Origin of the sequence: Bradyrhizobium genosp. A (assembly GCF_049949275.1) — a bacterium.
Taxonomy (GTDB): domain Bacteria; phylum Pseudomonadota; class Alphaproteobacteria; order Rhizobiales; family Xanthobacteraceae; genus Bradyrhizobium.
On sequence record NZ_CP188196.1, the window covers coordinates 4,179,184 to 4,201,055 of the forward strand.

At 63.4% G+C, this 21,872-nt stretch carries 29 protein-coding genes and 1 tRNA gene; 14 read left to right on the forward strand and 16 right to left on the reverse strand.

Annotated features, from left to right (window positions below; all coding sequences use genetic code 11):
- Nucleotides 1–29: 29 nt before the first annotated feature.
- Together ACP2YP_RS19330 and ACP2YP_RS19335 are read left to right on the forward strand one after the other, a co-directional pair.
- Entirely contained in the window at nucleotides 30–839 is an 810-nt protein-coding gene (locus tag ACP2YP_RS19330) for an SDR family NAD(P)-dependent oxidoreductase (RefSeq protein ID WP_426426026.1), read from the forward strand.
- 97 nt (nucleotides 840–936) lie between these two features.
- Nucleotides 937–1,728 (forward strand): aldolase, encoded by a 792-nt coding sequence (locus tag ACP2YP_RS19335; protein ID WP_426426027.1) that lies wholly within the window; start codon nucleotides 937–939, stop codon nucleotides 1,726–1,728.
- Between the two features lie 6 nt (nucleotides 1,729–1,734).
- Here the strand turns inward: ACP2YP_RS19335 and ACP2YP_RS19340 are convergent, their stop codons facing one another.
- Complete coding sequence (locus ACP2YP_RS19340) at nucleotides 1,735–2,964, reverse strand: lytic murein transglycosylase (protein ID WP_426426028.1); 1,230 nt, start codon at nucleotides 2,962–2,964, stop codon at nucleotides 1,735–1,737.
- Between the two features lie 133 nt (nucleotides 2,965–3,097).
- Between ACP2YP_RS19340 and ACP2YP_RS19345 the strand changes: the two genes are divergently transcribed.
- Nucleotides 3,098–3,352 carry a hypothetical protein gene (locus tag ACP2YP_RS19345; RefSeq protein WP_426426029.1) on the forward strand — a complete coding sequence of 85 codons (255 nt, stop codon included), beginning with the start codon at nucleotides 3,098–3,100 and terminating at the stop codon, nucleotides 3,350–3,352.
- Nucleotides 3,353–3,412: 60 nt separating this feature from the next.
- On the forward strand, nucleotides 3,413–3,664 hold the full coding sequence (locus tag ACP2YP_RS19350) for a hypothetical protein (RefSeq protein ID WP_426426030.1): 252 nt from the start codon (nucleotides 3,413–3,415) through the stop codon (nucleotides 3,662–3,664).
- A 93-nt stretch (nucleotides 3,665–3,757) separates the two neighbouring features.
- Here the strand turns inward: ACP2YP_RS19350 and ACP2YP_RS19355 are convergent, their stop codons facing one another.
- Nucleotides 3,758–4,282 carry a MarR family winged helix-turn-helix transcriptional regulator gene (locus ACP2YP_RS19355; RefSeq protein ID WP_426426031.1) on the reverse strand — a complete coding sequence of 175 codons (525 nt, stop codon included), beginning with the start codon at nucleotides 4,280–4,282 and terminating at the stop codon, nucleotides 3,758–3,760.
- 57 nt (nucleotides 4,283–4,339) lie between these two features.
- Here ACP2YP_RS19355 and ACP2YP_RS19360 point away from each other — a divergent pair, with 57 nt between their 5' ends.
- Nucleotides 4,340–4,819 carry a carboxymuconolactone decarboxylase family protein gene (locus ACP2YP_RS19360; RefSeq protein ID WP_426426032.1) on the forward strand — a complete coding sequence of 160 codons (480 nt, stop codon included), beginning with the start codon at nucleotides 4,340–4,342 and terminating at the stop codon, nucleotides 4,817–4,819.
- A 21-nt stretch (nucleotides 4,820–4,840) separates the two neighbouring features.
- On the forward strand, nucleotides 4,841–5,344 hold the full coding sequence (locus ACP2YP_RS19365) for a cupin domain-containing protein (RefSeq protein WP_426426033.1): 504 nt from the start codon (nucleotides 4,841–4,843) through the stop codon (nucleotides 5,342–5,344).
- Between the two features lie 49 nt (nucleotides 5,345–5,393).
- Here the strand turns inward: ACP2YP_RS19365 and ACP2YP_RS19370 are convergent, their stop codons facing one another.
- The 3 genes from ACP2YP_RS19370 to efp all read right to left on the reverse strand — a co-directional run bounded on the left by ACP2YP_RS19370 (nucleotide 5,394) and on the right by efp (nucleotide 8,671).
- Entirely contained in the window at nucleotides 5,394–6,302 is a 909-nt protein-coding gene (locus tag ACP2YP_RS19370) for an amino acid ABC transporter substrate-binding protein (RefSeq protein WP_426426034.1), read from the reverse strand.
- 162 nt (nucleotides 6,303–6,464) lie between these two features.
- Nucleotides 6,465–8,087 carry a M23 family peptidase gene (locus ACP2YP_RS19375; protein WP_426426036.1) on the reverse strand — a complete coding sequence of 541 codons (1,623 nt, stop codon included), beginning with the start codon at nucleotides 8,085–8,087 and terminating at the stop codon, nucleotides 6,465–6,467.
- 17 nt (nucleotides 8,088–8,104) lie between these two features.
- Entirely contained in the window at nucleotides 8,105–8,671 is a 567-nt protein-coding gene (gene efp, locus ACP2YP_RS19380) for an elongation factor P (protein WP_426426037.1), read from the reverse strand.
- 162 nt (nucleotides 8,672–8,833) lie between these two features.
- Between efp and epmA the strand changes: the two genes are divergently transcribed.
- The 3 genes from epmA to ACP2YP_RS19395 are packed head-to-tail and all read left to right on the forward strand — an operon-like array spanning nucleotide 8,834 to nucleotide 11,284.
- Nucleotides 8,834–9,898 (forward strand): EF-P lysine aminoacylase EpmA, encoded by a 1,065-nt coding sequence (gene epmA / locus ACP2YP_RS19385; protein WP_426426038.1) that lies wholly within the window; start codon nucleotides 8,834–8,836, stop codon nucleotides 9,896–9,898.
- Nucleotides 9,895–10,989, forward strand: a complete 1,095-nt coding sequence (locus ACP2YP_RS19390; RefSeq protein WP_426426039.1) for a lysine-2,3-aminomutase-like protein — start codon at nucleotides 9,895–9,897, stop codon at nucleotides 10,987–10,989. Before epmA ends, ACP2YP_RS19390 begins: the two co-directional genes overlap by 4 nt.
- A 40-nt stretch (nucleotides 10,990–11,029) precedes the next feature.
- Nucleotides 11,030–11,284 carry a hypothetical protein gene (locus tag ACP2YP_RS19395; RefSeq protein ID WP_426426041.1) on the forward strand — a complete coding sequence of 85 codons (255 nt, stop codon included), beginning with the start codon at nucleotides 11,030–11,032 and terminating at the stop codon, nucleotides 11,282–11,284.
- Between the two features lie 59 nt (nucleotides 11,285–11,343).
- Here ACP2YP_RS19395 and ACP2YP_RS19400 read toward each other — a convergent pair whose 3' ends face one another.
- From ACP2YP_RS19400 to ACP2YP_RS19425, 6 genes are all read right to left on the reverse strand, one after another.
- Nucleotides 11,344–12,429: a 3-deoxy-7-phosphoheptulonate synthase gene (locus tag ACP2YP_RS19400; protein ID WP_426426042.1), complete on the reverse strand. Its 1,086-nt coding sequence runs from the start codon at nucleotides 12,427–12,429 to the stop codon at nucleotides 11,344–11,346.
- A gap of 232 nt (nucleotides 12,430–12,661) precedes the next feature.
- Nucleotides 12,662–13,240 (reverse strand): HdeD family acid-resistance protein, encoded by a 579-nt coding sequence (locus ACP2YP_RS19405; protein WP_426426044.1) that lies wholly within the window; start codon nucleotides 13,238–13,240, stop codon nucleotides 12,662–12,664.
- A gap of 69 nt (nucleotides 13,241–13,309) precedes the next feature.
- Nucleotides 13,310–14,350 carry a PrsW family glutamic-type intramembrane protease gene (locus ACP2YP_RS19410; protein WP_426426046.1) on the reverse strand — a complete coding sequence of 347 codons (1,041 nt, stop codon included), beginning with the start codon at nucleotides 14,348–14,350 and terminating at the stop codon, nucleotides 13,310–13,312.
- A 305-nt stretch (nucleotides 14,351–14,655) separates the two neighbouring features.
- On the reverse strand, nucleotides 14,656–14,913 hold the full coding sequence (locus ACP2YP_RS19415; protein WP_426426201.1) for a hypothetical protein: 258 nt from the start codon (nucleotides 14,911–14,913) through the stop codon (nucleotides 14,656–14,658).
- Between the two features lie 130 nt (nucleotides 14,914–15,043).
- Complete coding sequence (locus tag ACP2YP_RS19420) at nucleotides 15,044–15,229, reverse strand: hypothetical protein (protein WP_426417985.1); 186 nt, start codon at nucleotides 15,227–15,229, stop codon at nucleotides 15,044–15,046.
- A 274-nt stretch (nucleotides 15,230–15,503) separates the two neighbouring features.
- A tRNA-Glu gene (locus tag ACP2YP_RS19425) sits at nucleotides 15,504–15,578 on the reverse strand.
- A 228-nt stretch (nucleotides 15,579–15,806) separates the two neighbouring features.
- Here ACP2YP_RS19425 and ACP2YP_RS19430 point away from each other — a divergent pair.
- The 3 genes from ACP2YP_RS19430 to ACP2YP_RS19440 are packed head-to-tail and all read left to right on the forward strand — an operon-like array spanning nucleotide 15,807 to nucleotide 16,522.
- Nucleotides 15,807–16,061 (forward strand): PilZ domain-containing protein, encoded by a 255-nt coding sequence (locus tag ACP2YP_RS19430; protein ID WP_426417986.1) that lies wholly within the window; start codon nucleotides 15,807–15,809, stop codon nucleotides 16,059–16,061.
- A 46-nt stretch (nucleotides 16,062–16,107) separates the two neighbouring features.
- Nucleotides 16,108–16,347: a hypothetical protein gene (locus tag ACP2YP_RS19435; RefSeq protein WP_426417987.1), complete on the forward strand. Its 240-nt coding sequence runs from the start codon at nucleotides 16,108–16,110 to the stop codon at nucleotides 16,345–16,347.
- A gap of 7 nt (nucleotides 16,348–16,354) precedes the next feature.
- Entirely contained in the window at nucleotides 16,355–16,522 is a 168-nt protein-coding gene (locus ACP2YP_RS19440) for a hypothetical protein (RefSeq protein WP_426417988.1), read from the forward strand.
- Nucleotides 16,523–16,639: 117 nt separating this feature from the next.
- On the opposite strand, the gene ACP2YP_RS19445 is transcribed toward ACP2YP_RS19440, so the two are convergent.
- Entirely contained in the window at nucleotides 16,640–17,278 is a 639-nt protein-coding gene (locus ACP2YP_RS19445) for a glutathione S-transferase family protein (RefSeq protein WP_426417989.1), read from the reverse strand.
- A gap of 158 nt (nucleotides 17,279–17,436) precedes the next feature.
- On the opposite strand from ACP2YP_RS19445, the gene ACP2YP_RS19450 reads away from it, so the two are divergent.
- Nucleotides 17,437–17,682, forward strand: coding sequence for a hypothetical protein (locus ACP2YP_RS19450; RefSeq protein WP_426417990.1), 246 nt, complete (start codon nucleotides 17,437–17,439; stop codon nucleotides 17,680–17,682).
- Here the strand turns inward: ACP2YP_RS19450 and ACP2YP_RS19455 are convergent.
- Nucleotides 17,673–18,125 (reverse strand): VOC family protein, encoded by a 453-nt coding sequence (locus ACP2YP_RS19455; RefSeq protein WP_426417991.1) that lies wholly within the window; start codon nucleotides 18,123–18,125, stop codon nucleotides 17,673–17,675. The genes ACP2YP_RS19450 and ACP2YP_RS19455 overlap by 10 nt on opposite strands.
- 313 nt (nucleotides 18,126–18,438) lie before the next feature.
- Here ACP2YP_RS19455 and ACP2YP_RS19460 point away from each other — a divergent pair, with 313 nt between their 5' ends.
- Nucleotides 18,439–19,044 carry a hypothetical protein gene (locus ACP2YP_RS19460; protein WP_426417992.1) on the forward strand — a complete coding sequence of 202 codons (606 nt, stop codon included), beginning with the start codon at nucleotides 18,439–18,441 and terminating at the stop codon, nucleotides 19,042–19,044.
- A gap of 223 nt (nucleotides 19,045–19,267) precedes the next feature.
- Here the strand turns inward: ACP2YP_RS19460 and ACP2YP_RS19465 are convergent, their stop codons facing one another.
- The 3 genes from ACP2YP_RS19465 to ACP2YP_RS19475 all read right to left on the reverse strand — a co-directional run bounded on the left by ACP2YP_RS19465 (nucleotide 19,268) and on the right by ACP2YP_RS19475 (nucleotide 21,420).
- The gene (locus ACP2YP_RS19465) at nucleotides 19,268–20,257 is read right to left on the reverse strand and encodes an MBL fold metallo-hydrolase (protein ID WP_426417993.1); all 990 of its coding nucleotides are present in this window, start codon (nucleotides 20,255–20,257) and stop codon (nucleotides 19,268–19,270) included.
- Between the two features lie 401 nt (nucleotides 20,258–20,658).
- Nucleotides 20,659–20,967, reverse strand: a complete 309-nt coding sequence (locus tag ACP2YP_RS19470) for a hypothetical protein (RefSeq protein WP_426417994.1) — start codon at nucleotides 20,965–20,967, stop codon at nucleotides 20,659–20,661.
- Nucleotides 20,968–21,234: 267 nt separating this feature from the next.
- A complete protein-coding gene (locus ACP2YP_RS19475; RefSeq protein ID WP_200291380.1) occupies nucleotides 21,235–21,420 on the reverse strand; it encodes a hypothetical protein in 186 nt (61 codons plus the stop codon).
- Between the last annotated feature and the right edge of the window lie 452 nt (nucleotides 21,421–21,872).

Sequence of the window (21,872 nt, forward strand, 5' to 3'; positions counted from 1 at the left end):
AACCGCAAACAACAAAAGTGGGAGTGAACATGGCAGGGCAAGTTGAGGGCAAGGTCGCATTGGTGACAGGCGGCGCGTCCGGTATTGGCGAGGCGATCGTCGAGCTGTTCGCGCGCGAGGGCGCGACCGTCATTGCGACAGATATCGACGAGCTGCGCGGCCCCGAGCTTGCCAAGCGCATCACCAATGCCGGCGGCAATGCGATCTTCCTGGAGCAGGACGTCACCAGCGAGGAGCGCTGGATCGAGATCACGGCCGAGATCGCAAAGCGCCACGGCCGGCTCGACATCCTGGTCTCAAATGCCGGTATCGGCATCGCCGTGCCCTCGATCGTCGACATGACGCTCTCCGACTGGCGCAAGCAGAACGCGATCAATCTCGATGGCGTGTTTCTCTCCGTGAAGCATTGCCTGCCCTTGATGCGCAAGCATGGCGGCGGCTCGATCGTCATGATGTCCTCGCTCGCGGGCCTGCGCGGCGCGCCCGGGCTGTCGGGCTATTCGGCGACGAAGGGCGGCGTGCGGCTGTTCGCAAAGTCGATCGCGATGGAGTGCGCGGCGGCCGGCGACGGCATCCGTGTCAACTCCGTGCATCCGGGCATCATCGATACCCCGATCTGGGGCAAGATCCCGACTGGTGCGACTGGCGCAGGCCAGAATGCGCCGATCGATCCAGAGGAGCGCGCCAAGGTCGCAACCCCGCTTGGTCGCGCGGGCCAGGCTGCAGAGATCGCCTCCGGCGTGCTGTATCTGGCCTCTGATGCCTCGCGCTACGTCACCGGCAGCGAGCTCGTGATCGACGGCGGCATGAATGCCGGCGGCGTGCCGCGGCGGGCGTGAGACGCGCAGGGCAGGGTGGCGGCCGCAGGGGCTGACGTGCACGCGTCGGCGTTGTAAAAACGCTGCCGTCTCCCGCTCGAAAGAGGTCTCCTTCGCCATGGCGCACAGCCTTCACGCCTCCTCACCCGCAGCCGTTCGCTCGAACCGGCCGGACCTCGCGACCGATGCGATCCGCACTGCGCGCGAGGATCTCGCCGCCTGCTTCCGGATGGCCGCGCGCAACGGGTTTGAGGAGGGCATCTGCAACCATTTTTCGGCCGTGGTGCCCGGCCATGACGATCTTTTCCTCGTCAACCCCTACGGCTACGCCTTCCGCGAGCTGACGGCGTCAAAGCTCCTGATCTGCGACTTCCATGGCCATGTGCTCGATGGCGACGGCGAGCCCGAGGCGACCGCGTTCTACATCCACGCCGAGATGCACAGGCGCCTGCCGCGCGCGAAGGTCGCCTTCCACACCCACATGCCGTATGCGACCGCATTGTCGATGACCGAGGGTGATCCCCTGATCTGGGCCGGGCAAACCGCGCTGAAATTCTACGGCCGAACCGCGGTCGACCGCGATTACAACGGCCTCGCGCTCGACAACCGCGAAGGCGCACGCATCGCATCAGCCGTGGGCGATGCCGACATCGTCTTCATGAAGCATCACGGCGTGATGGTGCTGGCGCCGACGATTGCGGAGGCCTGGGACGATCTCTACTACCTCGAACGCGCCGCCGAGGTGCAAGTGCTGGCAATGTCGACCGGACGGAAGGTGCTGCCGGTCGATCCCGCGATCGCCGCCGCGACCTACAAGCAGATGCGCGAAGGCGATTCCGAATCCGCGCGCCTGCATCTCGCCGCGATCCGCCGTCAGCTCGATGCGGAAGAGCCGCAGTACCGGCACTGAGTCGGTTTACGATCCCTGCCGCAGCTTCGCCAGCACCTTCAGCCCGCCATAACCATCAGCGGGCGTGATCCCGGCGCGCTGCTGAAAATCCTTGATCGCCTTCATGGTGTCATTGCCGACGCGGCCGTCGGTGCCGCCCGTATCAAAGCCGGCCTTGGTCAGCCGCGTCTGCATCTCCTGCACCTCCGCGAGCGTCAGCACGCGCTCGGAGCCGGGGAAGGGCTGAATGAACGGCGGCGCGCCCAGGCAGCGGTCTCCGAGATGGCAGATCGCGAGCGCATAGTTCATCGAGGGATTGTAGCTCTTCACCGAGTAGAAGTTCGGTCCGAGCAGGAACGTCGGTCCGCCCGCGACGGGCGTCCACATCTGCGCGGTCGCATTCGGTTGCGGGAATGGCTGGCCATCGGCGCGGGTGACGCCGGCCGCCTGCCACGCAGCGTAGGTGCGGCTGCCGCTCATTTCGCCGGGGCTGCGCACTTCGTAGCCCCAATGCTCGCCGCGGTGCCATTTGCCGCGATTGACGAGATATTTTGCCGTCGAACCGAGCGCATCATCGGGCTTGCCGAACGGCGAGACCTTGCCGTCTCCGTCATAGTCGATGCCGACATTGAGCCAGACCTCCGGCATCCACTGCGAATGGCCCATCGCGCCGGCCCAGGATCCCTGCATCTCCTCCGGCGTACTCCAGCCCTTGTCGACGATGCGCAGCGCGTTGATCAGCTCGGTCTCCCAATAGGCCTTGCGGCGCGGCTCGTTCCAGGCGAGCGCGGCGAGTGAGGGAAACACCGGCGTCATGTGGTTCTGCTGCACCAGCGGATCGCCATAGGCGGATTCGACGCCCCACAGCGCCAGCAGCGTGCCGCGCTCGACGCCGAAATCGCGCTCGATGCGCGCGAGCAGCGCCTCGTTGTTCTTCAGCGCGATCTTGCCGTTGATGATGCGCCAGTCGGAGACGCGGCGGTTGATGTATTGCCAGACCTGCTCGTGAAATTCGGGCTGGTTGCGCATTTGTTTGAACACGCTCATGTCGGGTTCAACCCGCGCCATCGCGCGCTGCCAGGTCGCAGCCGAAATGCCCTTGGCCATCGCCCGCGCGCGAAAACCCTCGCGCCACTCGTCGAAGCCGGGAGGTGAGGCGAGAACACGCGCTGGCAGCACGAGCAGGGTAGCTGCGCCGAGCGTGGACTGGAGCAGGGTGCGGCGGGTGTGATTGGCCGAGGAATCAGCTTGTTTCATGCGCGTATTGTAGCGGGAAACATGGCTCCTGTGAGTCGGTTCCTGGAACAGCAGGAACAGCTTTGCACGTCTGTTTCCCGGAACAAAGTGTCGCAGTCCCGCATTCCCTTCGCATACATTGGAGGAGGATGAGATGAGGAAATATCTGTTTGCCGCTGCCACGGTCACCGCCATCGCGGCCCCTGCGTTTGCCGATGAAGTCGGTGTTCACGTCGGTCCGGTCGGCGCCGGTGTGACCGTCGGTGAGTCCCACGAATATCGCGACCGTGATCGCGATCGGACCACCGTCATCAAGGAGCGCGCGCCCGCCGACCGCACCACAGTGATCAAGAAGGAAGATGAATTCGGCAACCGCAGCAAGACCGTGATTCATCACGACAACGATTGACTGAGCAGGGCCCCGGCCGATCGCCGGGGCCCGTCTTCTTCAACGAGATTTCGGGGTGGAATGAAGATACGCGCACATGCGGAGAGCCATGTCGTCGAGCTCGACGACGGATCGTGCTGGCAGATTTTTCCAGGCGATCTCGCGGCAACGCTAAGCTGGAAACCTGAAACAGACCTGCATCTGGAACCGAGCGGCGACCAGATGAGTTCGCATGTGCTGGTGAATGCCGCGGACAGAACCCGCGTCCGGGTCATAGCGGCCGGCGAGACCTGGCCCGACGGCGAGGTCAAGAAAACGTTGAAGGGCGGATAGCGCAGCCGCTCGGGAGTTTCAAATCCTCCAACTTTAAGCCTGCGCTGATTTCGGGGATGCCGACGGAGGTGATGGCGGCGACCGAGGAGGCGACTAGGCCTCGTCCTGCAGATCAGCTGCGATGCCCGCAAGCCAACGGCGGACAGTGCCTTCCGCCTTGCCGTCGAGCCCTGTCACCAGGCGCTTCTCCAGTTCGAGCACGCGGTCCCGGCACGATTTCAGCAGCGCCGCGCCGCGCGGTGTCAGGGTCCATTGCTGAATGCGGCCGTGAACGGGATGCGGCGTCATCAGGATCGCGCCGTCGCGCTCGAGGTTGCGGATGATGACGCCTACGGTCTGCGGCGTCAGGAAGGTGAGGCGGGCGACATCGGCGCCTGATAGTCCCGGATAGGCGTTCAGCATGGTCAGCACGGCGAATTGCGGCGAGGTCACGCCGAGATCGGCCAGCGTGCGTTCCATCTTCAGCCGCACTGCCGCGTGGGCCTGACGCAAGAGATAGCCGAGATAGCCTTGCTCGCCGCGCTTGCCTTCGCCGGGGGCGGGCACCTGCACCGCAGCCTCCGCCTTGGGCGCCTTTTGCACCGGTTGCGATTTCGTGATGTTGATCGACTTGCGCATAATGTAAGGGTTCTTATAAGATGTAAGCACCCTTACAATAGCACGAGATGAGCGGCAATGTCACACGCCCGCAGCGAATACGAGGATTTCAAGAAGATTGCGCCTGACGCCTATGATCTGGTGCTGGCGCTGGGCCAGGTCGCGGCCAAGGCCGGCCTCGACAAGCAGCTGCTCGAGCTGGTCAAGCTGCGCGCCTCGCAGATCAACGGCTGCGCCTTCTGCGTGCAGCATCATGTCCTTCTCTCGGAGCGGCTCGGCGTGCCCACGGACAAGCTCCATCTGGTCGCGGTCTGGCGCGAGGCACCGATCTACTCGGCGCGCGAGCGTGCAGCGCTGGCGTGGGCCGAGGCACTGACTCTGCTGCCCGACGGCTTCGGCGACGAGGTTTATGCGGAGGTCCAGCGTGAATTCTCCGAGACCGAACTGATGTACCTGACGTCGGCAATCGCCTCGATCAACGTCTGGAACCGTTTTGGCGCAGCCTTCCGCTGGACGCCGGCGAAGCGGCCGGTCGCGGCGAATGCTGCGGCGTCCTGATTGCAACGAGGGGAGGTTGTCATGATTGCAATGAATTTGGTCACCATGCCACGCCCTGCGCCATTGCGCTCGATGGCGCTGGCCGTCGCCGGCGGGCTCGTCTGCGCGCTTGCGATCGGCAAGGTGCTGCCGGTGGCGATGGACACCGTATCAGGCGCACTCGCGCCGCTCTGCGCCACCGCCGCGGAAAGCTCGCCGCTCGACAAGGTCGAGCCAATCGGCTCCTACGCATTGCCGAACGTTCCGGGCAAGCGCGTCACCATCGTGCGCGTGTTCTATGGTCCTGGCGGGTTTTCGCGACCGCACCGGCACGCCGGCTCGGTGACAGCCTACATTACGAAGGGCGAGATCCGCTCCCAGCTCGGGGGCGGCCCGGTCGAGACGTTCGGTGTCGGCCAGTCCTTCTTCGAGCCGCCGGGAGCGACGCATCTGGTCTCTGCCAACGCCAGCACCACGGAGCCGGCCGAACTGATCGCCGTGTTCGTGGCGGATGAGGGTGCGCAGCTCACGACGTATCTGGAGTAACCTGCAGCACGGATTGACCGAACGAGTCCGGGCCACCCCCAAGCCGTCCTCATCCTCCGTAGGACGCAGGATCGGGATTGTCCGACGGATTCTCGAAAGATTTCTTGAGAGAGGCCGGCATCGAGACATGGAAGTTGAGGCCGCGCGGCGGCACCGGCTCCATGAACCATCTGTTGTAGATCGTCTCGATCTCGGGGCTCTTGTAGAGCTTTGCGGTGGCCCGATCGACCACCGCCTTGAAGGGGGCATCGTCTTTGCGCAGCATGATGCCATAGGGCTCCGGATCCGAGAATGCGCCATTGCTGATGGCATAGAGCGCCGGATCCTTCGATGAGGCAATCATGGCCGCAAGCTGGATGTCGTCCATCACGAAGGCCTGCGCGCGGTCGGTCTCGACCATCAGGAACGCCTCGGGGACGTCCTTGGCATTCATCACGGTGATCCCGAGCGAGCGGGCCGCGTTGGCCTTGTTGAGCTGGGTGATGTTGGTCGTGCCCGCGACCGAGACGACGGCCTTGCCCTTGAGGTCATCGACCTGGTCGAGCTTCAGCGCCTTCTTGGACACGAACCGGCTCGCCGTGAGGAAATGCGTGTTGGTGAACCACACCTGCTTCTGGCGGTCGGCGTTGTTGGTCGTCGAGCCGCATTCGAGGTCGATGGTCCCGTTCGCCATGAGCGGAATGCGATTGGACGACGTGACGATGTTTTCACTGACCTCGAGCTTGTCCAGCTTGAGCTCGTCCTTGATCTCGTCGACGATCTTCTTGCAGATATCGACGGCGTAGCCGACGATCTTTTGCTTGTCGTCGATATAGCTGAACGGCACAGCACTGTCGCGTATCCCGAGGGTGATCGCGCCGGTGTCCTTGATCTTCTTCAGCGTGCCGCTCAATTCCTGCGCATGAACCGGCACGGCGAGCGCTGTGGCCAGAACGGCCGCCATGGTGAGACAACGCATGTGCTTTCCTTCATCCTGTTTGCCCAGGGGAAGCAAAGCAATTCTGGGGCCAGTGAAGGTCAGGTGATGCGGGCGGATCAGAAATCCGGCCAGGCCTGGGCGCCGTCATGTGCGTGTCATCAAAGTACGACGGCCGGGGATGTCGGCGACCCGAGCTGTGCGTCAGTTCTCTTCGCTGCTCGATCCCTCGCGCTGATCTGGCTTGATCACATCCTCGGGCAGCGCGTGTGCGACGGGCTGCGGGGTACCTGCGATCTCCGGGCCGAGCTCGCGGCCTCGGGCGCGGATCAGGCGCTCATAGGCCGAGACCAGTGTGACGTAGGGGCTGACCCAGACCCAGCCGTCGCGGGTGAACACCAGGACGTCAAAATGCAGGTGCATCGACGTACCCGCGGGGTGGTCAAGGTAGTTGGAGATCACGCCGATCTTCTCGCCTTCGGCGACGATGCGGCCATTGAGCACTCCGTCGACGTTCAACTCCTGCGGATTCATGTGCATGTAGCGGAAGCGGATGTGCTCGGTGCGGCTGTTGACCTCGAGCGTCGCAGCCTGGTCCTTGGAGGCACGGATCACCACGGCGTCGCGCACGGCCACGACTCCGCGCTGCTTGGGATCGCAGGGGGCGCGGCCGTCCCCGGGCGAGGGGCAGTCGGCGGCGCGGATGTCCTCGCCCTGGTGGCCATAGCCGCCGCCGCACTGCCAGACCTCGAAGCTGCGCGACTCGCAGAAATTGTCGCGCCAGGGATAGGCGGTCGGGCCATCGTCCTTGTCGCGCCTGGCGTAGGATTGCGAATGCACGAAGGCCGGCGCCTTCTCGAGCGGGAAGCGGATCTGCGCATAGGCCATCGCGTCGGCGTGGCCGCCCTGTTTGCGATAGCCGGTGTTCGGGATGATGTCGCCGCTCGGCCGGTAGCTGAAATCCGCCGAGCGTGCGGCCGGGCGATCGATCAGATCAGAGGCAATGTCCATCAGTGGCCGTGTGCGCTGGCCGCCGGCGACGTGCAACGCCTTCAGGAAGCGCTCCGCAACGGGGTAGGCTTCCTTGCAGGCGAGCCGCCGCGGCTTCGCGACGCTGTCCAGGCATTGGATCGACACCACATAGGCGGCGCCGAAGCGCGTGAATGCGTAGCGCACATAGCCTTCGCGGGTGAACTTCCGCAGGTCCGGGTAGATTGTCGTCAGCGGCTTCACCGGCTCGCCTTTGCCGCCGGCGGGATCGGCGATGTCGTAGACGAGCGCCGATCCGGTGATCTGAATCTCGACCGGCTTTGCGAACACGCGTGTCGGCATACCGTCGCCAGCGCCGGGCTCTAACGAAAAACTTGCGCTGTAGCCGGCAGGTCCGGCGTCGAACATGTCGGCGGGGTTGAAGTCGGCCTGGTAGCGCGGCAGCGCCATTGGCGCCTGTGCACCGCTGCGTTGTGCCTCGAGATAGGCGGCGGCATCGAACGGCAGCAGCACGGGAACGGGGCTGCGGGCAATGCCGGTGAAGAATTGCGAGGAGACCGCGTTGAGCTGCACCAGCGCCGGCATTGCACGCGGATCGAAGCGCGGCACCGAACGGCGCGGCACGAAGATGAAATCGCCGGCGACCTGCGGGTGGCTATTGATCTCGGTGCGGAGCTGGTCGAGCGCTGCGCGCCAATCGACGTGCAGGGCTGTGAGTGAGGGGCTGCGGAATTCGTCCGCGGCAAGCGGCGTTGCGAAGAGGAGCGAAAGCGACGCCAGAAGAAGCGAGACGAAGCGGAAACTCTTCCTACCCACTGTCTCGCCCCCCGGCGGCACCTGCCTCGATCCCTCGCTTAGTCCTTGGCGCGCTCGGAGTAGGAGCCGTCTTCGGTCATCACCACGATGCGGGTGCCGACGGCAATGTGCGGCGGCACGGTGGTGCGGATGCCGTTGGAAAGCACTGCCGGCTTGTAGGAGGAGGAGGCGGTCTGGCCCTTGGTCACGGGCTCGGTCTCGACCACTTCCAGCGTCACACGCTGCGGCAACGCGATCGACACCACGTTGACGTCGTGTGTCGACAACTTGACCGTCATACTCTCCTGGAGATAGGCGGCCGCGTCGCCGATGACGTCCTTGGACACCTGAACCTGATCGTAGGTTTCCGGGTTCATGAAGTGGAAGCCGTCACCATCTTCATAGAGGAAGGTAAAGTTGCGCTCTTCGATCGTGGCCTTTTCGACCTGGTCGGTGGTCTTGTAGCGCTCGGAGATCTTTACCCCGTCCGAGATTCGGCGCATTTCGATCTGGCTGACCGGCGTGCCCTTGCCGGGATGGATGTTCTCGGCGGTTACGACGACATAGAGCTTGCCGTCTTGCTCGATCACGTTGCCCTTGCGAATAGAACTGGCGATGACTCTCAAAGCTGTATTTCCTGCTTGCTTGGCCCGGCACCGGCCAGGACGTGGTCAAATTGATGGGGGACTTGGGGCCTCAAATCAGACCTCGGCGCCCGTTTCGGGCCGCAACATACGCATTTTGTCGTTGAATGCCAGCATTTTGCTGGCCTGCGGGGCGATCGGCTAATGGCTGGGGACAAGCCGATTTCGCCGTTCTGGACCCCCTTGCGGCACCTCGACCGGCGGCCGTTCCTCCAGGCCAGGGGGGCCATTACCGGGTCTCTCAGGGGCTTTTTCGCCGAGCAGGGCTTTGTCGAGGTCGAAACCTCGGTCCTCCAGGTCTCCCCGGGCAATGAGACTCATCTGCACGCCCCCCGGACAGAGCTCATCCGGCCCGATGGTAGCCGGGCCAGCCGTTACCTGCGAACCTCGCCCGAATTCGCCTGCAAAAAGCTGCTGGCGGCCGGTGAGGAGCGGATTTTCGAGTTCGCCCGGGTGTTCCGCGACCGCGAGCGCGGCGACCTGCATCTGCCCGAATTCACCATGCTGGAATGGTACCGGGCGCGCGCGCCGTATGATTCCATCATGGCCGACACCGTGGTGGTTATCGCCCACGCCGCGCAGGAGACCGGGATTGGGACCTTCACGTTCCGGGGCCGGACCGCCGACCCCTTCGCCGAGCCGGAGCTGCTGACGGTCGCGGGCGCCTTCGATCGCTTCGCCGGCATCGACCTGCTGTCGACAATCTCGGGCAACGAGGGTAACCGTGCCGCGCTCGCCCAGGTGGCGGCCGGCAAGGTCCGCGTCGCGGAAGACGACACCTGGTCGGACATCTTCAGCAAGATCCTGGTCGAACATGTCGAGCCGCATCTGGGGCAGGGGCGTTTGACCATTCTGTTCGAATACCCATCTCCAGAGGCGGCATTGGCGCGTATGAAGGCCGGTGACCCAAGGGTTGCTGAGCGGTTCGAGGTCTATGCCTGTGGCGTCGAGCTCGCCAACGGCTTTGGCGAACTCACCGACGCCGAGGAACAGCGCAAGCGGTTCACGGAGTCCATGGCGGAGAAGCAGCGCCGCTACGGCGAGGCCTATCCGCTGGACGAAGACTTTTTGGTTGCGGTCGCCCAAATGCCGGAGGCGAGTGGTGTCGCGCTCGGCTTCGACCGGCTGGTGATGCTGGCGAGCGGCGCAACACGGATTGATCAGGTGGTGTGGACACCGCCTGCAAATGAAGCGTTAAGTGAAAAATGACGAAGACCAATCTTGCACGGACATTGCGTGAGCCAGCCGAACTCGTGGCCGCGGACCTTGCGCCTGCCGCGGCGCTGCCGGCGCTCGAACGCGTCGCCGCGCGCTATGCGATCGCAATCACGCCGGCGCTGGTCGACCTGATCGACAAATCGGATCCCGATGATCCGATCGCACGGCAGTTCGTTCCGACCGCCGCGGAGCTGGAGATGCAACCGGGCGAGAGCGCCGATCCGATCGGCGACCACCCGCATTCGCCGGTATCAGGCATTGTGCATCGTTATCCCGATCGCGTGCTGTTCAAGCTCGTTCACGTCTGCGCGGTCTATTGCCGCTTCTGCTTCCGCCGCGAGATGGTCGGACCCGGCAAGGAGAACGCGCTCTCGGACAGCGCCTATCGCGCCGCGATCGATTACATTCGCGCGCATAGCGAGATCTGGGAGGTGATCCTGACCGGCGGCGATCCGCTGATGCTGTCGCCACGCCGCCTGAGCGAGATCATGGCCGATCTCGCCGGCATCGATCACGTCAAGATCATCCGCCTTCATACCCGCGTGCCCGTGGCCGACCCCGCGCGGATCGGCGACGACATGGTCGCGGCGCTGAAGGTCGAGGGCGCGACCACATGGGTGGCACTCCATGCCAACCATGCGCGCGAGCTGGGGGGACCGGCCCGCGCCGCCTGCGCGCGGCTGGTCGATGCCGGGATTCCCATGGTGAGCCAGTCCGTGCTGTTGCGCGGCGTCAATGACAGCGTCACGACCCTGTCGGATTTGATGCGGGGGTTCGTCGAGTGCCGGATCAAGCCCTATTACCTGCATCATGGCGATCTCGCGCCAGGCACTGCGCATCTGCGCACGACGCTGGCGCAGGGGCAGGAGTTGATGCGGCAATTGCGTGGGCGGGTGTCAGGACTGTGTCAGCCTGACTACGTCATCGACATACCCGGCGGTGCCGGCAAGTCGCCGGTCGGGCCGAATTATGTGTTGGCGGAGCAAAATACCGCAGCCGACGCGGGTGATGCGGTGACGGAAACGCGCTATCGTATCCTGGACTATTGCGGCGACGTTCATCTCTATCCGCCTGAGGCTTGAGCGGCCAGAGAACGCCGGTTTGAGGAATGGAGGATCGGACATGAAAAAGGTCATCGTGGCAGCATCGCTCGCGATCTTGCTTGGCGGCACGGCGATTGCGCAGACCGGCACCAAGGGATCGTCGACCTCGGGCGGCGCCTCGTCGGGAACGCTGCCGCAGGCGCCGGTCGGTCACCGCCAGCCGCGCGCCGGCGACGTGCCGAACGAGAAGAATTTGAGCGACCCGAACAATCCCGTAAACAAGGAAGACGCGGCGCTCGACAAGAAGATCAAGAGCATCTGCCGCGGCTGCTGATCGCGACAGCGCAGTGGGCAGGGCGCGAACAGCATCGCCCCGCCCGCCTGTTGCCCCGCTTAAGCGGAGCGCTCGTGCAGTCCGGCGCGCGCGGTGTTGCGCCGGATCTCGACCGCATCGGCGAGCTGCTCGAGCACGGTTGCCGTGGTCGCCCAATCGATGCATCCGTCGGTGATGCTCTGGCCGTAGACGAGCGGCTTACCTGGCACTACGTCTTGCCGGCCGGCGACGAGATTGCTCTCGATCATCACGCCCATGATGCGGTTCTCGCCGCCCGAGATCTGGCCGGCGATATCGGCCGTGACCAGCGGTTGGTTTTCCGGCTTCTTGCTCGAATTGGCGTGGCTCGCATCCACCATCACCAGCGGCGCGACGCCGGCTTTCGTCAGATCGTTGCAGGCCGCATCCACGCTTGCCGCGTCGTAGTTCGGCTTGCTGCCGCCGCGCAGGATGATATGGCAGTCCTCGTTGCCCGAGGTCGAGGCGATCGCCGAGCGGCCGAGCTTCGTCACCGCCATGAAATGATGCGGATGCGAGGCCGACTTCACCGCGTCGGCTGCGATGCGCACATTGCCGTCGGTACCGTTCTTGAACCCGACCGGGCAGGACAGTCCCGAGGCCAGCTCGCGATGGATCTGGCTCTCGGTCGTGCGCGCGCCGATCGCAGCCCACGACACGAGGTCGGCAATGTATTGCGGCGTCGTCATGTCCAAAAACTCTGCGCCGGCGGGCAGGCCCAGATTGTTGATGGCCGAGAGCACGTTGCGTGCGAGCCGCAGGCCCTTGTTGATGTCGAAGCTGCCGTCCAGATCGGGATCGTTGATCAGGCCCTTCCAGCCGACCGTGGTGCGCGGCTTCTCGAAATAGACCCGCATCACGATCTCGAGCTGGTCGGCCAGATCCTCGCGCAGGGCGGCGAGACGCTCGGCATATTCGAGCGCGGCTTTGGGATCATGCACCGAGCAGGGGCCGACGACGACCAGAAGCCGGTCGTCCTGGCCGTTGAGGATGGCGTGGATGGCGTTGCGCGCCGCCATCACCACGCGGGTGGCCGTGAGGGTGCGCGGGACCTCCCGCATCACGTCCTCAGGCGTGCTCAGCTCTTTCAGTTCGCGGATACGAAGATCGTCGGTCGTGCTCAGCACGGCGGGCTCCTGTTTGTTGAGAACCTGCCGGCCAATAAAAAAGCCGCCAGGTCTGGCGGCTGTTCGGACGTTTGCTTCAATATTTCAGATTGAGCGCGATCCTCCTGCCGCCAGCGAGCTGTCGTAGCTAAAGTACCAAAAATAGCTGGTGGCGACGGTGATCATGGCTGGTCATATAGCGCGCCGTTGGCGGATTGTCACCCCCCAATCGGCGTCAGGGGCTTGAGACGCCTCAACTGTTGCTATTGCGTGCCGCCAGGGCCATGCCGATCAGGGTGGCGCCGCCGAACAACAGGTTGATGCCGACCAGCACGCCGATGGCCCATTCCGCCGAACTCGGCAGTCCCGTGATCACCATGAACGCGATCGCGATGTCGACGAGGCCTGAGATCAGCAGCCACGACCAGCGGCCGCTCAGCTCGCGGCGGTGCTCCAGCGCGTACATGATGGTGGTGACGCCCTCGGCGAGGAAGTAGGCGCCGAGTACGATGGTCAACGTCAGCACGGCTTGCATCGGCCGCGCCAACAGCAGCATACCGGCGAGCACGGCGAGGGCCGCCGAGATCAGCGACCACCAGAACCCCGGCGTGGCGCGTGCCCAATAGGTCACGATCAATCCGCCGATGCCACTGACCAGGAACATCCAACCGAGAAAAATCGTGATGGCAAGGCTGGCGAGCGGCGGCAGGATCAGCGCGGCGATGCCGAGAACGGCAAGCAGAATGCCTTCGAATAGAAAGGCTTTCCAATGCGCCTTCACCGCCTGGCTCATCGCGGATTGCAGCCGTGAAAACTCCTCGGGCGACGTCATCGGCAAGCTCCGGATCGAAATATGTGCGCCCAATCTAGTACGCACACGCCACGCTTGCCATCCCGCGGATCAACCGCCGCCGTGCGCTGACGAAAAACCTTCGCCGCTGGTGCGGATGCGGTTGCGGCCGAGAACGTAGATCGCGGTCGTGACGACCAGCAGCGCGAGGCCGAGCAGGATCGAGGTGAGGCCGATCGGGATCAGCGCGAGCGTCAGATTGCGCTCGGGGTTGATGAGCCAGTGGTGGATCGAGGTCAGCACGAAGGCGAGGCCGAGGAAGCCCACGCCGCCGCCGGCCAGCCACAGCGCCCACATCCGGCGCAGCTGGCTGAGCCGCTCCCGCGCGATATCGGTGCGGGGTGCGTGATGGCGCGCGACGCGCCGCACCAGGCGCATGGCAAAGGCGATCGAGCTGAAGCCGATCAGGAGGCTCGCGGCGCCCAGCCACATCCGTAAAGTTGGATCGAGATCCGGCATGCGCTGAAGCGTGAGCAGCGGGAAGTCGAAGGCCGAATGCAGGGCGAGCGGGCCTGCGAAGATCAGGAGGCGACTTGAGAGACGGGACCAGTCGCGGTGATGGCGGTTCGCGCCCAGCGCCGTGCCGGCGCGCGCGATCGTCAGATAGGCGCCCGCAATGATGCCGAGCGCGCCGTGGAACGGCACGGTGAGCACGCTGCGCAGCGCCGCCAGCGACCGCCACATCTCGGCGTGCTGCACCAGATAGGCGAGGTTTTCGTAAGCCGCGAAGCCAAGGCCGACGGCGGCGCCATAGACCACGGTATCCATGGGGTTGGCGAAGGTCCGCCGCTTGGTCGAGGAGACCAGCACAATGGCGATCACCTTCACCGCCTCCTCGGGCAGCGCGACGCCGAAGACCGAATGCATGGCGAGCGCCGTCCAGGGATTGTCGGGCGCCGCGACCATCTTGGCGAAGGGAGCCCGGGCGAGACCCAGCAGCGAGATGCTGGCCGCGCCGAGCAGGAACGCGGTCCAGACCTGGGCCGGCGGCCCGGGGCGTTCCTCGGCGGCAATGACAAGCCACAGCATCAGCAGCGCCGGAGCGATGGCGGCCGTTCCGATGACGGTGGGTAACGCTTCAATCAGATACATCGGCGCCGAAAATAGGTTCCCTTGGTCCGCTTATCTACGTTACCCGATGCGACCATCTGTCATACGTCAGCTGTCGCGTTGCTTAACAAGCGCGACAGCTGACGTTCATCAGAACCGCAAAGCGTAGAATATGGGCGCAATCAATTGCATGACAGAACCACCTCGTCGACCGCATCGGCTGCGCGCCAGTCAGCGGATCGCGATTGACAAGTCAAATCAAGGCAATGTGCTGGTTTCTTCGATGCACGTGCGCGGGCTGCGAGTCTAGAGGCGATCGCCGGCTTAAGGGCCCAGGGCGTCTCGCCTCAATGGGTGGTGAATGGCGGCGGCGCGTCGGGCGCGACGTCGAAGGCGCCAAGATGGAATTCCTCGCCGACGGTCTCGTCCGGCTCGACATGGTGCGCGAGCAGCGTGAAGGCGGCTTGTGGATACTGCTTCCAGATATCGAGATCGCCGGCCGTAATGGTGAGCCAGCCGAACGTGTACATGTAGCGCCCGGGCTCGGTGACCCGGCCAACCCTGTCCCAAGTGATTTTATCGACTGTGATTTTATCAACTGTGATTTTGTCGACTGCCATCCGGTCCCCCGATCGCAAGCCTGCAAATGACGTCCGGCACGTGGCGCGGACGTTCAAAGGCTGATCCCGCAATGGGGCCGCGATAGGGCAGCAATACGGATTGGTTAGGCCGGCTTCAGGCTGGCTGCGGCACAGCCTGGCGCACGACCAGGCGGACGAGGTCGTCCGGCTGCTGCTTCTCGGTGAACATCACCGCAAAGCCATTGTCGAACTTGCGGATGACGCGTCCAACGCAGGCGCCGACCGCAAGCGGGGTCCCGATCGGCGGGTCGTATTCGCAGGAGACAGCTTGCCGTCGCAATCGTACCAGCGATGCAGCGAATAGCTGCCGCTCACGTTCACTTCCACTGCACGCTGCCTGAGGAACTCTGCGACGGACATGGGCCCCAATCGTGTCTCGGATTGTTTCCGTAATTTCACGGTAGCGATCAAATTCTAAGCAAATGACACCGGCGCTCAGGAGCAGGGGTAAATTTCCGGTAAATGGCCACGCCTACGGCGTGGATATCCCGGCGGTTCATCGAAGCGATACGGGAGAGCTTCCTGGGCGAGCGGCGAGGGGAATGGGGGACGCTTGGCGCTCCCTAGCGGAATCGAACCGCTCTCTCCACCGTGAAAGGGTGGCGTCCTAACCGATAGACGAAGGGAGCAAACGCAAGGCCAGGCCGCATTTGGCGACAGGCCCGCTGGCCGGCCGAGTCGTGCCCGGCAGCTTGCAGCGGGCGAACGTATAGTGGCCTTTGCGCCCGTGGGCAAGCCGTTCCGGAACGCTCTTTTGGGCCCGGTGGATAGCCTGCCCCGGGATCATTCGGGCGGCGATTTCAACCGTTTCTTAGGGTTCCCTGGGCTAGCGCTGGAGCAGGAGAGATTTTTCGCCAATGCCACAGCCCAAAAAGCGCTCAGCCCGCAAACTGCTGTCGCAGCACGCCTGGATCACGCTCGCGGGCGGATTCGCGGCGCGGCATTGCCTAGTCCAGGACATCTCGGCCTCCGGCGCCAAGATCACGCTGGACGAGGATGCGAGCCAGCTGCCGGGCGTGATCCGGATGGCGTTTGCGCGCGATGCCCGGACCGGGCGGAGCTGCCAGGTGGTCTGGCGCCGCGGCAAGTCGGCCGGCATCAGGTTCCTCTGACGGCCACCGGATAGCGCCTGGCCCGGGTCCGGGCTACAAGGCGTGAATGCGTCTCACCGTCCTCGTCTTGATCTCGCTCGCTACGACCTCCTCAGCCGGGGCCGAGAGCTTGCGCCTGCCGCCGACCGAGCAACTGCAGCCGGGCAAGACCCTGCCGCTGAAGGGCGCCCCCGCGTCTGCCAGGGCCAATGGCTGCGCCTCCTATGGCCGGGGCTTCACCATGGTCGGGGGGACCTGCGTGAAGATCGGCGGCGCGGTCAGGATCGACGCCACGGCCGGGCGCTGAGGGAGGGATGCCGCCGGACCTGTTGCGGCTCGATCTCCTCGTCCCCGCGCTGACGTATTGCGCGCTGCTGTGGTGGGTCGGACGCGGGCTGTCATGGACGGCAAAGCTCGCCACGGCGGTCGTCACGCTCGGGCTGATCGTCCTCGTCGTGCTGGTCGAGCGCGCCCGGCACTAGGGCACCCAACCAAAAACGCGAAAACAACCCCATGCACAGTAGCCGCGAGGCGCCGGTAATTTGCGCGCTCACAGCTAATCAACGCGCTCTCGTCACAGCTTAGGCCGCATCAGCGGGTCAGGACATCGGCGGCGCCACGTGCTGCACAAATCCGGGCCTGCGGCCGAGCTCCGCGAGCCACCGCGTCAGGTGCGGCTGCGCCGGACGGGTGATCCCCTCGACGCCGAGCCAGCGGCGCGCATAGGCGCCGATCGCGATATCGGCGAGCGTGAACTGATCGCCCTCCATGAAGGGCCGCGTCGACAGCATGCGGTCGGCGATCGCCCAGACCTCGGCGGCCGCATCAGCATCCCCCTGGATCTTGACCATGTCGCGCTCGGCGGGGGGCGTGCGCACCAGCGCCCAGAACACCGGACGGTCGACTGGCTGCACCATCGACAGCGTCCAGTCGAGCCAGCGGTCGACGCCGGCGCGCAGTTTTGGTGCTTCCGGATAGATCGGCGTGCCGCGCCCATGCGCCATGCAGAGATAGCGCATGATGGAGTTGGATTCCCACAAGCTGAAGTCGCCCTCGACCAGCGTCGGGATCCGCGCACTGGGGTTCATCGCGAGATAGTCGGCCTCGCGGGTCTTGCCGTATTGCATGCCGGCGTCGATGCGCTCGTAGGGCAGGGAGAGCTCGGCCAGGCACCACAGCACCTTCTGCACGTTGACCGAATTGGCGCGGCCCCAGATCGTCAGTCTTGTCTCTGGCACGTGGCTCCTCCCGCCTTGTCTTTTGTTTGAGCATGATCTTTTCGGAAAACCGCTTCACACTTTGCGCTCACGCGGCCCTTCGGGTCCGGATCATGCTCTGCCGCGGGTGATAGCAGGAATCCGGCGCGAAGGGCGATGCGCATTGCCGCGAGCCCCTCATGCAAAAAGCTCCGCCCGAGGCGGAGCTTTCATTGCACGGTTCGTCAGTCAATCAGTGGCCGAAGAACAGCCACAGCAGAATGATCACCGGGATCGGCACGCCCAATAGCCACAACAAAATCCCGCGTCCCATCGCGTCCTCCTCCATTCATGTTGTTGAAGAGAGAACGCAGGGCGCGAGGGCTCGTTCCAACGGCGCGGCGTTACCAGTGGCAAGCCTTACCAGTGACAAGCCTTACCAGTGACCCGTATTCGGCATCGACGACCACGGCTCCGCCGGCGCCTTCGGCTCGCCCTTCTGCAACAGCTCGATCGAGTGCAGATCGGGCGAGCGGACGAAGGCCATGTTGCCGTCGCGCGGCGGCCGGTTGATGGTGACGCCGGCCTTCATCAGCTTCGCGCAGGTGGCGTAGATGTCGTCGACCTCATAGGCGAGATGGCCGAAGAAGCGGTCCTCGCCATAGGTCTCCTCGTCCCAATTGTAAGTGAGCTCGACCAGCGGCGCGCCGCGCGTCTGCGGCTGATCGTTCAGCGACTCGAGATCGTCATCCGAGCACAGGAACACCAGCGTGAAGCGCCCCTTGTCGTTCTCGATCCGCCGCACCTCCTTCAGCCCCAGCGCATCCTGGTAAAACTTCAGCGCGACATCGAGATTGCGCACGCGCAGCATGGTGTGGAGGTATCGCATGGTTGTTGCTCCCTGGGTGGTCGGAGGGTTTTTGGTTTAGGGCCGGGACGGCGGGGGGAGAGATAGCAGGAAAAGGGGATGAGGGGCAGGGGGCGGGGGCACATGCGCATGAATCAAGATGAGCAAGGTGGAGATCATCGACAGAGAATTCTTGCCAAACAAAAGGCCATTCAAGGTGGTCCGGCTCGGCACGGCTACAAATAATGACGAGGGAAAGGTGAGTAGGGTCGATCTGTCGACGAGCAACCTAGACTTGCGTCCTATCATCGGCTGTGCAGAATAGAGCCTTTAGGATCATAGATTTGGGGGGCAAATGAAACTGCTTTTGACAGCGATGGTCGTTGTACTTTCCGCCACTAATCCGGCTGCGGCCTTTTGGGGCGATCCTCTAGAGCATGCGACGAAGCTAGGAAATTTCGGTATTCATGATGTCTATCGATCGATACAGTGTGAGATTGGTCAGTTTGGCAGATACGCCACGAAATATAAGGTGCCGATGGCACCTGCTTTACAGGCCCAATACGCCTTCACCCAGTCCGTCGATGTGTCTTCCAAGGTTAGCTTTAGTGCGGAATTGGGAGTCAAGATCGCTCAGATACTTTCTGGACCGGGTGTAACGCTGTCACTCGAACAGATTACTAACCGGACGAAGACGTCCAGTGACAGCCTGAACGTCAACACGGCCAATGTTGGACAGTGGTGTCGCGGGACGGTGCCGGTCGAGGTCTATAATTGTCTAGTTGATGCTCGCGACAACCTGCTGACTGGCAAAGCCAAGTGCAGCTCCACGGTCACAGCGCACGGCATCTTGAGCGCCAATGGCAAGTTCATTATTTGGTATATCAATGTTGGTCCCGGTTTCGACTACGACGTGAAGCAGACCTATACGATCAGCATCGAAGCGCCGCCGCCAAAATAAGTAACGGTGAGAGTGGCCAAGTGGAATTACGGGAATTACGGTGACAGTGCACTCAATTCACGCTGTCTCCCAAGTGTGAGTCGAAGCCGAAAGGAATAGGGCGGCGACACTTAAGCAATTAAGTGCACTGTCACCGTAATGCCCAGGTTGGCGGTGGCGAATGCACTGTCGTCGTAATTTGGATTTCTCAACAGGGGGGATGTCTCCCACGCGACAGAACTGCCTAGATGCTGGTGCTCCACGGCACCAGAACTTCGCGATAACCATTCGCGGTCCGCTCGACATGCGCAAGGGCCGGGAATGGGTAATGAAAGCCCTGAATCAGCATCTTCTCCGCCACCAGCATGTCGTAGATTCTGCGACGGGTGGCTTCGGCCATGGCCGGGTCTTGATCGATCGCGGCGTGCCAGCTCGGATTTTCGACAAACAGCACCGGGATATGGGCGACGTCCCCCTGAACGAACACGCTCCTGCCGCCCGAGGACAGAACGAACGACGTGTGGCCGACGGAGTGCCCCGGTGTTGCAATAGCGGTGAGCCCCGACACGACGTCGGTGCCGGCCTCGAATGGCGTCACTTTGCCGCCGAGCGCTCCGATGATCCGCCGGGTGTTCTTGAACAGCCCTTCGATCCGTCCCCTCGGAGCACGGCTCATCTCGCCGTCGTCCATCCAGTACTTGAGTTCGGCGGCCGGCACGAAAATCTCGGCGTTCGGAAACGCCGGGTTGTTGTCCGCCGTCAGCAGGCCATCCACATGGTCGATGTGGAAATGGGATATGACGACGGCGTCGATATCCCTGCGATCTAGGCCCGCAGCCTTCAGGTTGGCCGCGAACTGGCCCGCGGTACCCTTCGTGCGCTCGACCGCGGCATCGCCAAGGCCGGTGTCGATCAGGATCAGCTTCGGGCCCGTGTTGACGACGATCGGCGTGAACGGGACGGTCAACCCATCCGTGTTACGAAACGCCGCTGTGAGAGCGGCCTTGACCTGATCGGTGCTGGCATTCGTCACGAAGCCTTCGATCGGAAACTTGAGCGCGCCATCCGAAATGACGCTGACCTCGAAATCCCCCAATTGGTACCGATAGAAGCCCGGAGCCTGTTTTCCGGCGAGCGGGGCGGCAGCGCGGGATGGCCCGGCAAATGGCAAACTCGTTGCCGCAACCAGTGCCGCACCACCAGCCAACATTTCACGACGAGATACGAAGGTCATGATATCTCCGGCATTTGCGAGGGCCAGGGGAACTACCAAATACTGTAGACAAGCCTATTCGACTTGCAACGGTCCATCGGCGAACCTTCACGGCCTGGTCATCGACCTCGACATTGGGAATTACGGAACTACGATGCCAGTGTACTCAATCGACGTTATCCGCCAAGCGTGGATCGAAGCCGCGAGCACGCATGGCGATAGCGGGAATTACGGTGACAGTGCACTTAATTGTAATGTTCCTTAAGGGGACCAAAGGCTCAGGCAAGCAGCGTCGCGACGGCGGAGTTTAGTGCACTGTCACCGTAATTGCGCGGTAATTGCGCCGCGACGGCAACGGCTCGAACGCACTGATCGCCGCGCCGGCTTGCAGGGAGCGCGGTCGATACGCTCGCCGCCTGCACCTATGCCGCGATCCGTTCCACGACCGGCGCCGCCGTCGTCAGGAGCTTCAGCACCTCGGCATGCTCGAGATCGGGAACCGCGATCGCCGTGTGGCTGTAGATCGCGTGCGATCGCGATGTCGAGATCTTGTCCAGGATCTCTTTGCCCTTGATGACGTGGAGCCCCATGCCGTCTCCGGACGGGAAGATCGCCAGCACCACATCATAGGCGCCGATGACAGCCCTGAGCGCCTCGGCCTTGTCTTCGGCGACATCGACAAACACGCGAACATCGGCTGCGAGTTCACGCAGCTCGTCAAAATTCAGCACTGTGGGTACTCCAACGCAACGATACTGAATGGAGAGTGGATGCGTTGGGTTACCAGAGTCTGAACAAAGTCGATCGAGTCACAAGTTTCGCGACGAGGTGACTCGTTACGTGAGGCGCTCGCAGCATATGAGGGAATAACGTGGCGAACAGCTTGCCTGCGGCGCATCCTTCGAGACGCCCGCCTGCGGCGGGCCCTCAGGATGAGGTCGGGGTTTGGGGCGAGAAGGGGAGCGACGCGCTCGAAGGCTAGGTCGTCCGACGACAAATCACTTGGCGTAGCCCTGAGAGCGGAGCCATGCGATCTTGCGATCGCCGTTGATCCAGTCGTCGGCATCCGCCTTGCTGGTAAACCCGGTGATTTGACGCTGCTCGTGGTCGGGGTAATCAGCCAGGATTTTCCATTCGCTGTCTGAAATCCGGGCGGTTTTGAAGGTCACTTTTGTTTTGGCCATGCCGCACTATGCAGGAGATGGCCTGAAAAGGGAACAAGATTGCGGCGACCGCGACCGTCCGCGCAGTCTTGAGCCAACCGCGCGTCCTGTCGCCTCCATCTCTCGCGCCAGCGCATCGGAAGCACGCCGTCCGCTCTGAAGCTGCCAATGAGGCCGAAGCGATCAGCTTGCGGATTGGGGCGGGCTTCGATCGTGTTGCCGAGGATCTGCAGGACATCGCTCTCGTCGTCGCGATCCGCGGGTTAAGTCCGCGAGGCTGGCGAACTCTTTAATGGGGCTGCGGAATTCGATTTGTCGCCGCCGCAGACACGACTGTCCGGCGGAGACATGACGGAACCCACGCCGAACTGCTGCTTGCGTTTTCGGCCTCAATGGGTTCTAAGCCCGGCTGCTTCGTGGCCGACAGGCACGAACAGACGCGCAGTCCGCGTAGTTTTACCGCTTCCCGGTCA

Excerpts from the sequence above, each read along its gene's own strand:
- ACP2YP_RS19340 (WP_426426028.1), bottom strand. The coding sequence starts at position 2,964 with ATGAAACAAGCTGATTCCTCGGCCAATCACACCCGCCGCACCCTGCTC.
- ACP2YP_RS19475 (WP_200291380.1), bottom strand. The coding sequence starts at position 21,420 with ATGGCCAAAACAAAAGTGACCTTCAAAACCGCCCGGATTTCAGACAGC.
- ACP2YP_RS19410 (WP_426426046.1), bottom strand. The coding sequence starts at position 14,350 with ATGTATCTGATTGAAGCGTTACCCACCGTCATCGGAACGGCCGCCATC.
- ACP2YP_RS19370 (WP_426426034.1), bottom strand. The coding sequence starts at position 6,302 with ATGCGTTGTCTCACCATGGCGGCCGTTCTGGCCACAGCGCTCGCCGTG.
- ACP2YP_RS19350 (WP_426426030.1), top strand. The coding sequence starts at position 3,413 with ATGAAGATACGCGCACATGCGGAGAGCCATGTCGTCGAGCTCGACGAC.
- ACP2YP_RS19405 (WP_426426044.1), bottom strand. The coding sequence starts at position 13,240 with ATGACGTCGCCCGAGGAGTTTTCACGGCTGCAATCCGCGATGAGCCAG.
- ACP2YP_RS19450 (WP_426417990.1), top strand. The coding sequence starts at position 17,437 with ATGCAAAAAGCTCCGCCCGAGGCGGAGCTTTCATTGCACGGTTCGTCA.
- ACP2YP_RS19330 (WP_426426026.1), top strand. The coding sequence starts at position 30 with ATGGCAGGGCAAGTTGAGGGCAAGGTCGCATTGGTGACAGGCGGCGCG.
- ACP2YP_RS19440 (WP_426417988.1), top strand. The coding sequence starts at position 16,355 with ATGCCGCCGGACCTGTTGCGGCTCGATCTCCTCGTCCCCGCGCTGACG.
- ACP2YP_RS19460 (WP_426417992.1), top strand. The coding sequence starts at position 18,439 with ATGAAACTGCTTTTGACAGCGATGGTCGTTGTACTTTCCGCCACTAAT.
- ACP2YP_RS19435 (WP_426417987.1), top strand. The coding sequence starts at position 16,108 with ATGCGTCTCACCGTCCTCGTCTTGATCTCGCTCGCTACGACCTCCTCA.
- ACP2YP_RS19390 (WP_426426039.1), top strand. The coding sequence starts at position 9,895 with ATGACGAAGACCAATCTTGCACGGACATTGCGTGAGCCAGCCGAACTC.
- ACP2YP_RS19360 (WP_426426032.1), top strand. The coding sequence starts at position 4,340 with ATGTCACACGCCCGCAGCGAATACGAGGATTTCAAGAAGATTGCGCCT.
- ACP2YP_RS19365 (WP_426426033.1), top strand. The coding sequence starts at position 4,841 with ATGATTGCAATGAATTTGGTCACCATGCCACGCCCTGCGCCATTGCGC.
- ACP2YP_RS19345 (WP_426426029.1), top strand. The coding sequence starts at position 3,098 with ATGAGGAAATATCTGTTTGCCGCTGCCACGGTCACCGCCATCGCGGCC.
- ACP2YP_RS19335 (WP_426426027.1), top strand. The coding sequence starts at position 937 with ATGGCGCACAGCCTTCACGCCTCCTCACCCGCAGCCGTTCGCTCGAAC.
- epmA (WP_426426038.1), top strand. The coding sequence starts at position 8,834 with ATGGCTGGGGACAAGCCGATTTCGCCGTTCTGGACCCCCTTGCGGCAC.
- ACP2YP_RS19455 (WP_426417991.1), bottom strand. The coding sequence starts at position 18,125 with ATGCGATACCTCCACACCATGCTGCGCGTGCGCAATCTCGATGTCGCG.
- ACP2YP_RS19430 (WP_426417986.1), top strand. The coding sequence starts at position 15,807 with ATGCCACAGCCCAAAAAGCGCTCAGCCCGCAAACTGCTGTCGCAGCAC.
- ACP2YP_RS19355 (WP_426426031.1), bottom strand. The coding sequence starts at position 4,282 with ATGCGCAAGTCGATCAACATCACGAAATCGCAACCGGTGCAAAAGGCG.
- ACP2YP_RS19465 (WP_426417993.1), bottom strand. The coding sequence starts at position 20,257 with ATGACCTTCGTATCTCGTCGTGAAATGTTGGCTGGTGGTGCGGCACTG.
- ACP2YP_RS19395 (WP_426426041.1), top strand. The coding sequence starts at position 11,030 with ATGAAAAAGGTCATCGTGGCAGCATCGCTCGCGATCTTGCTTGGCGGC.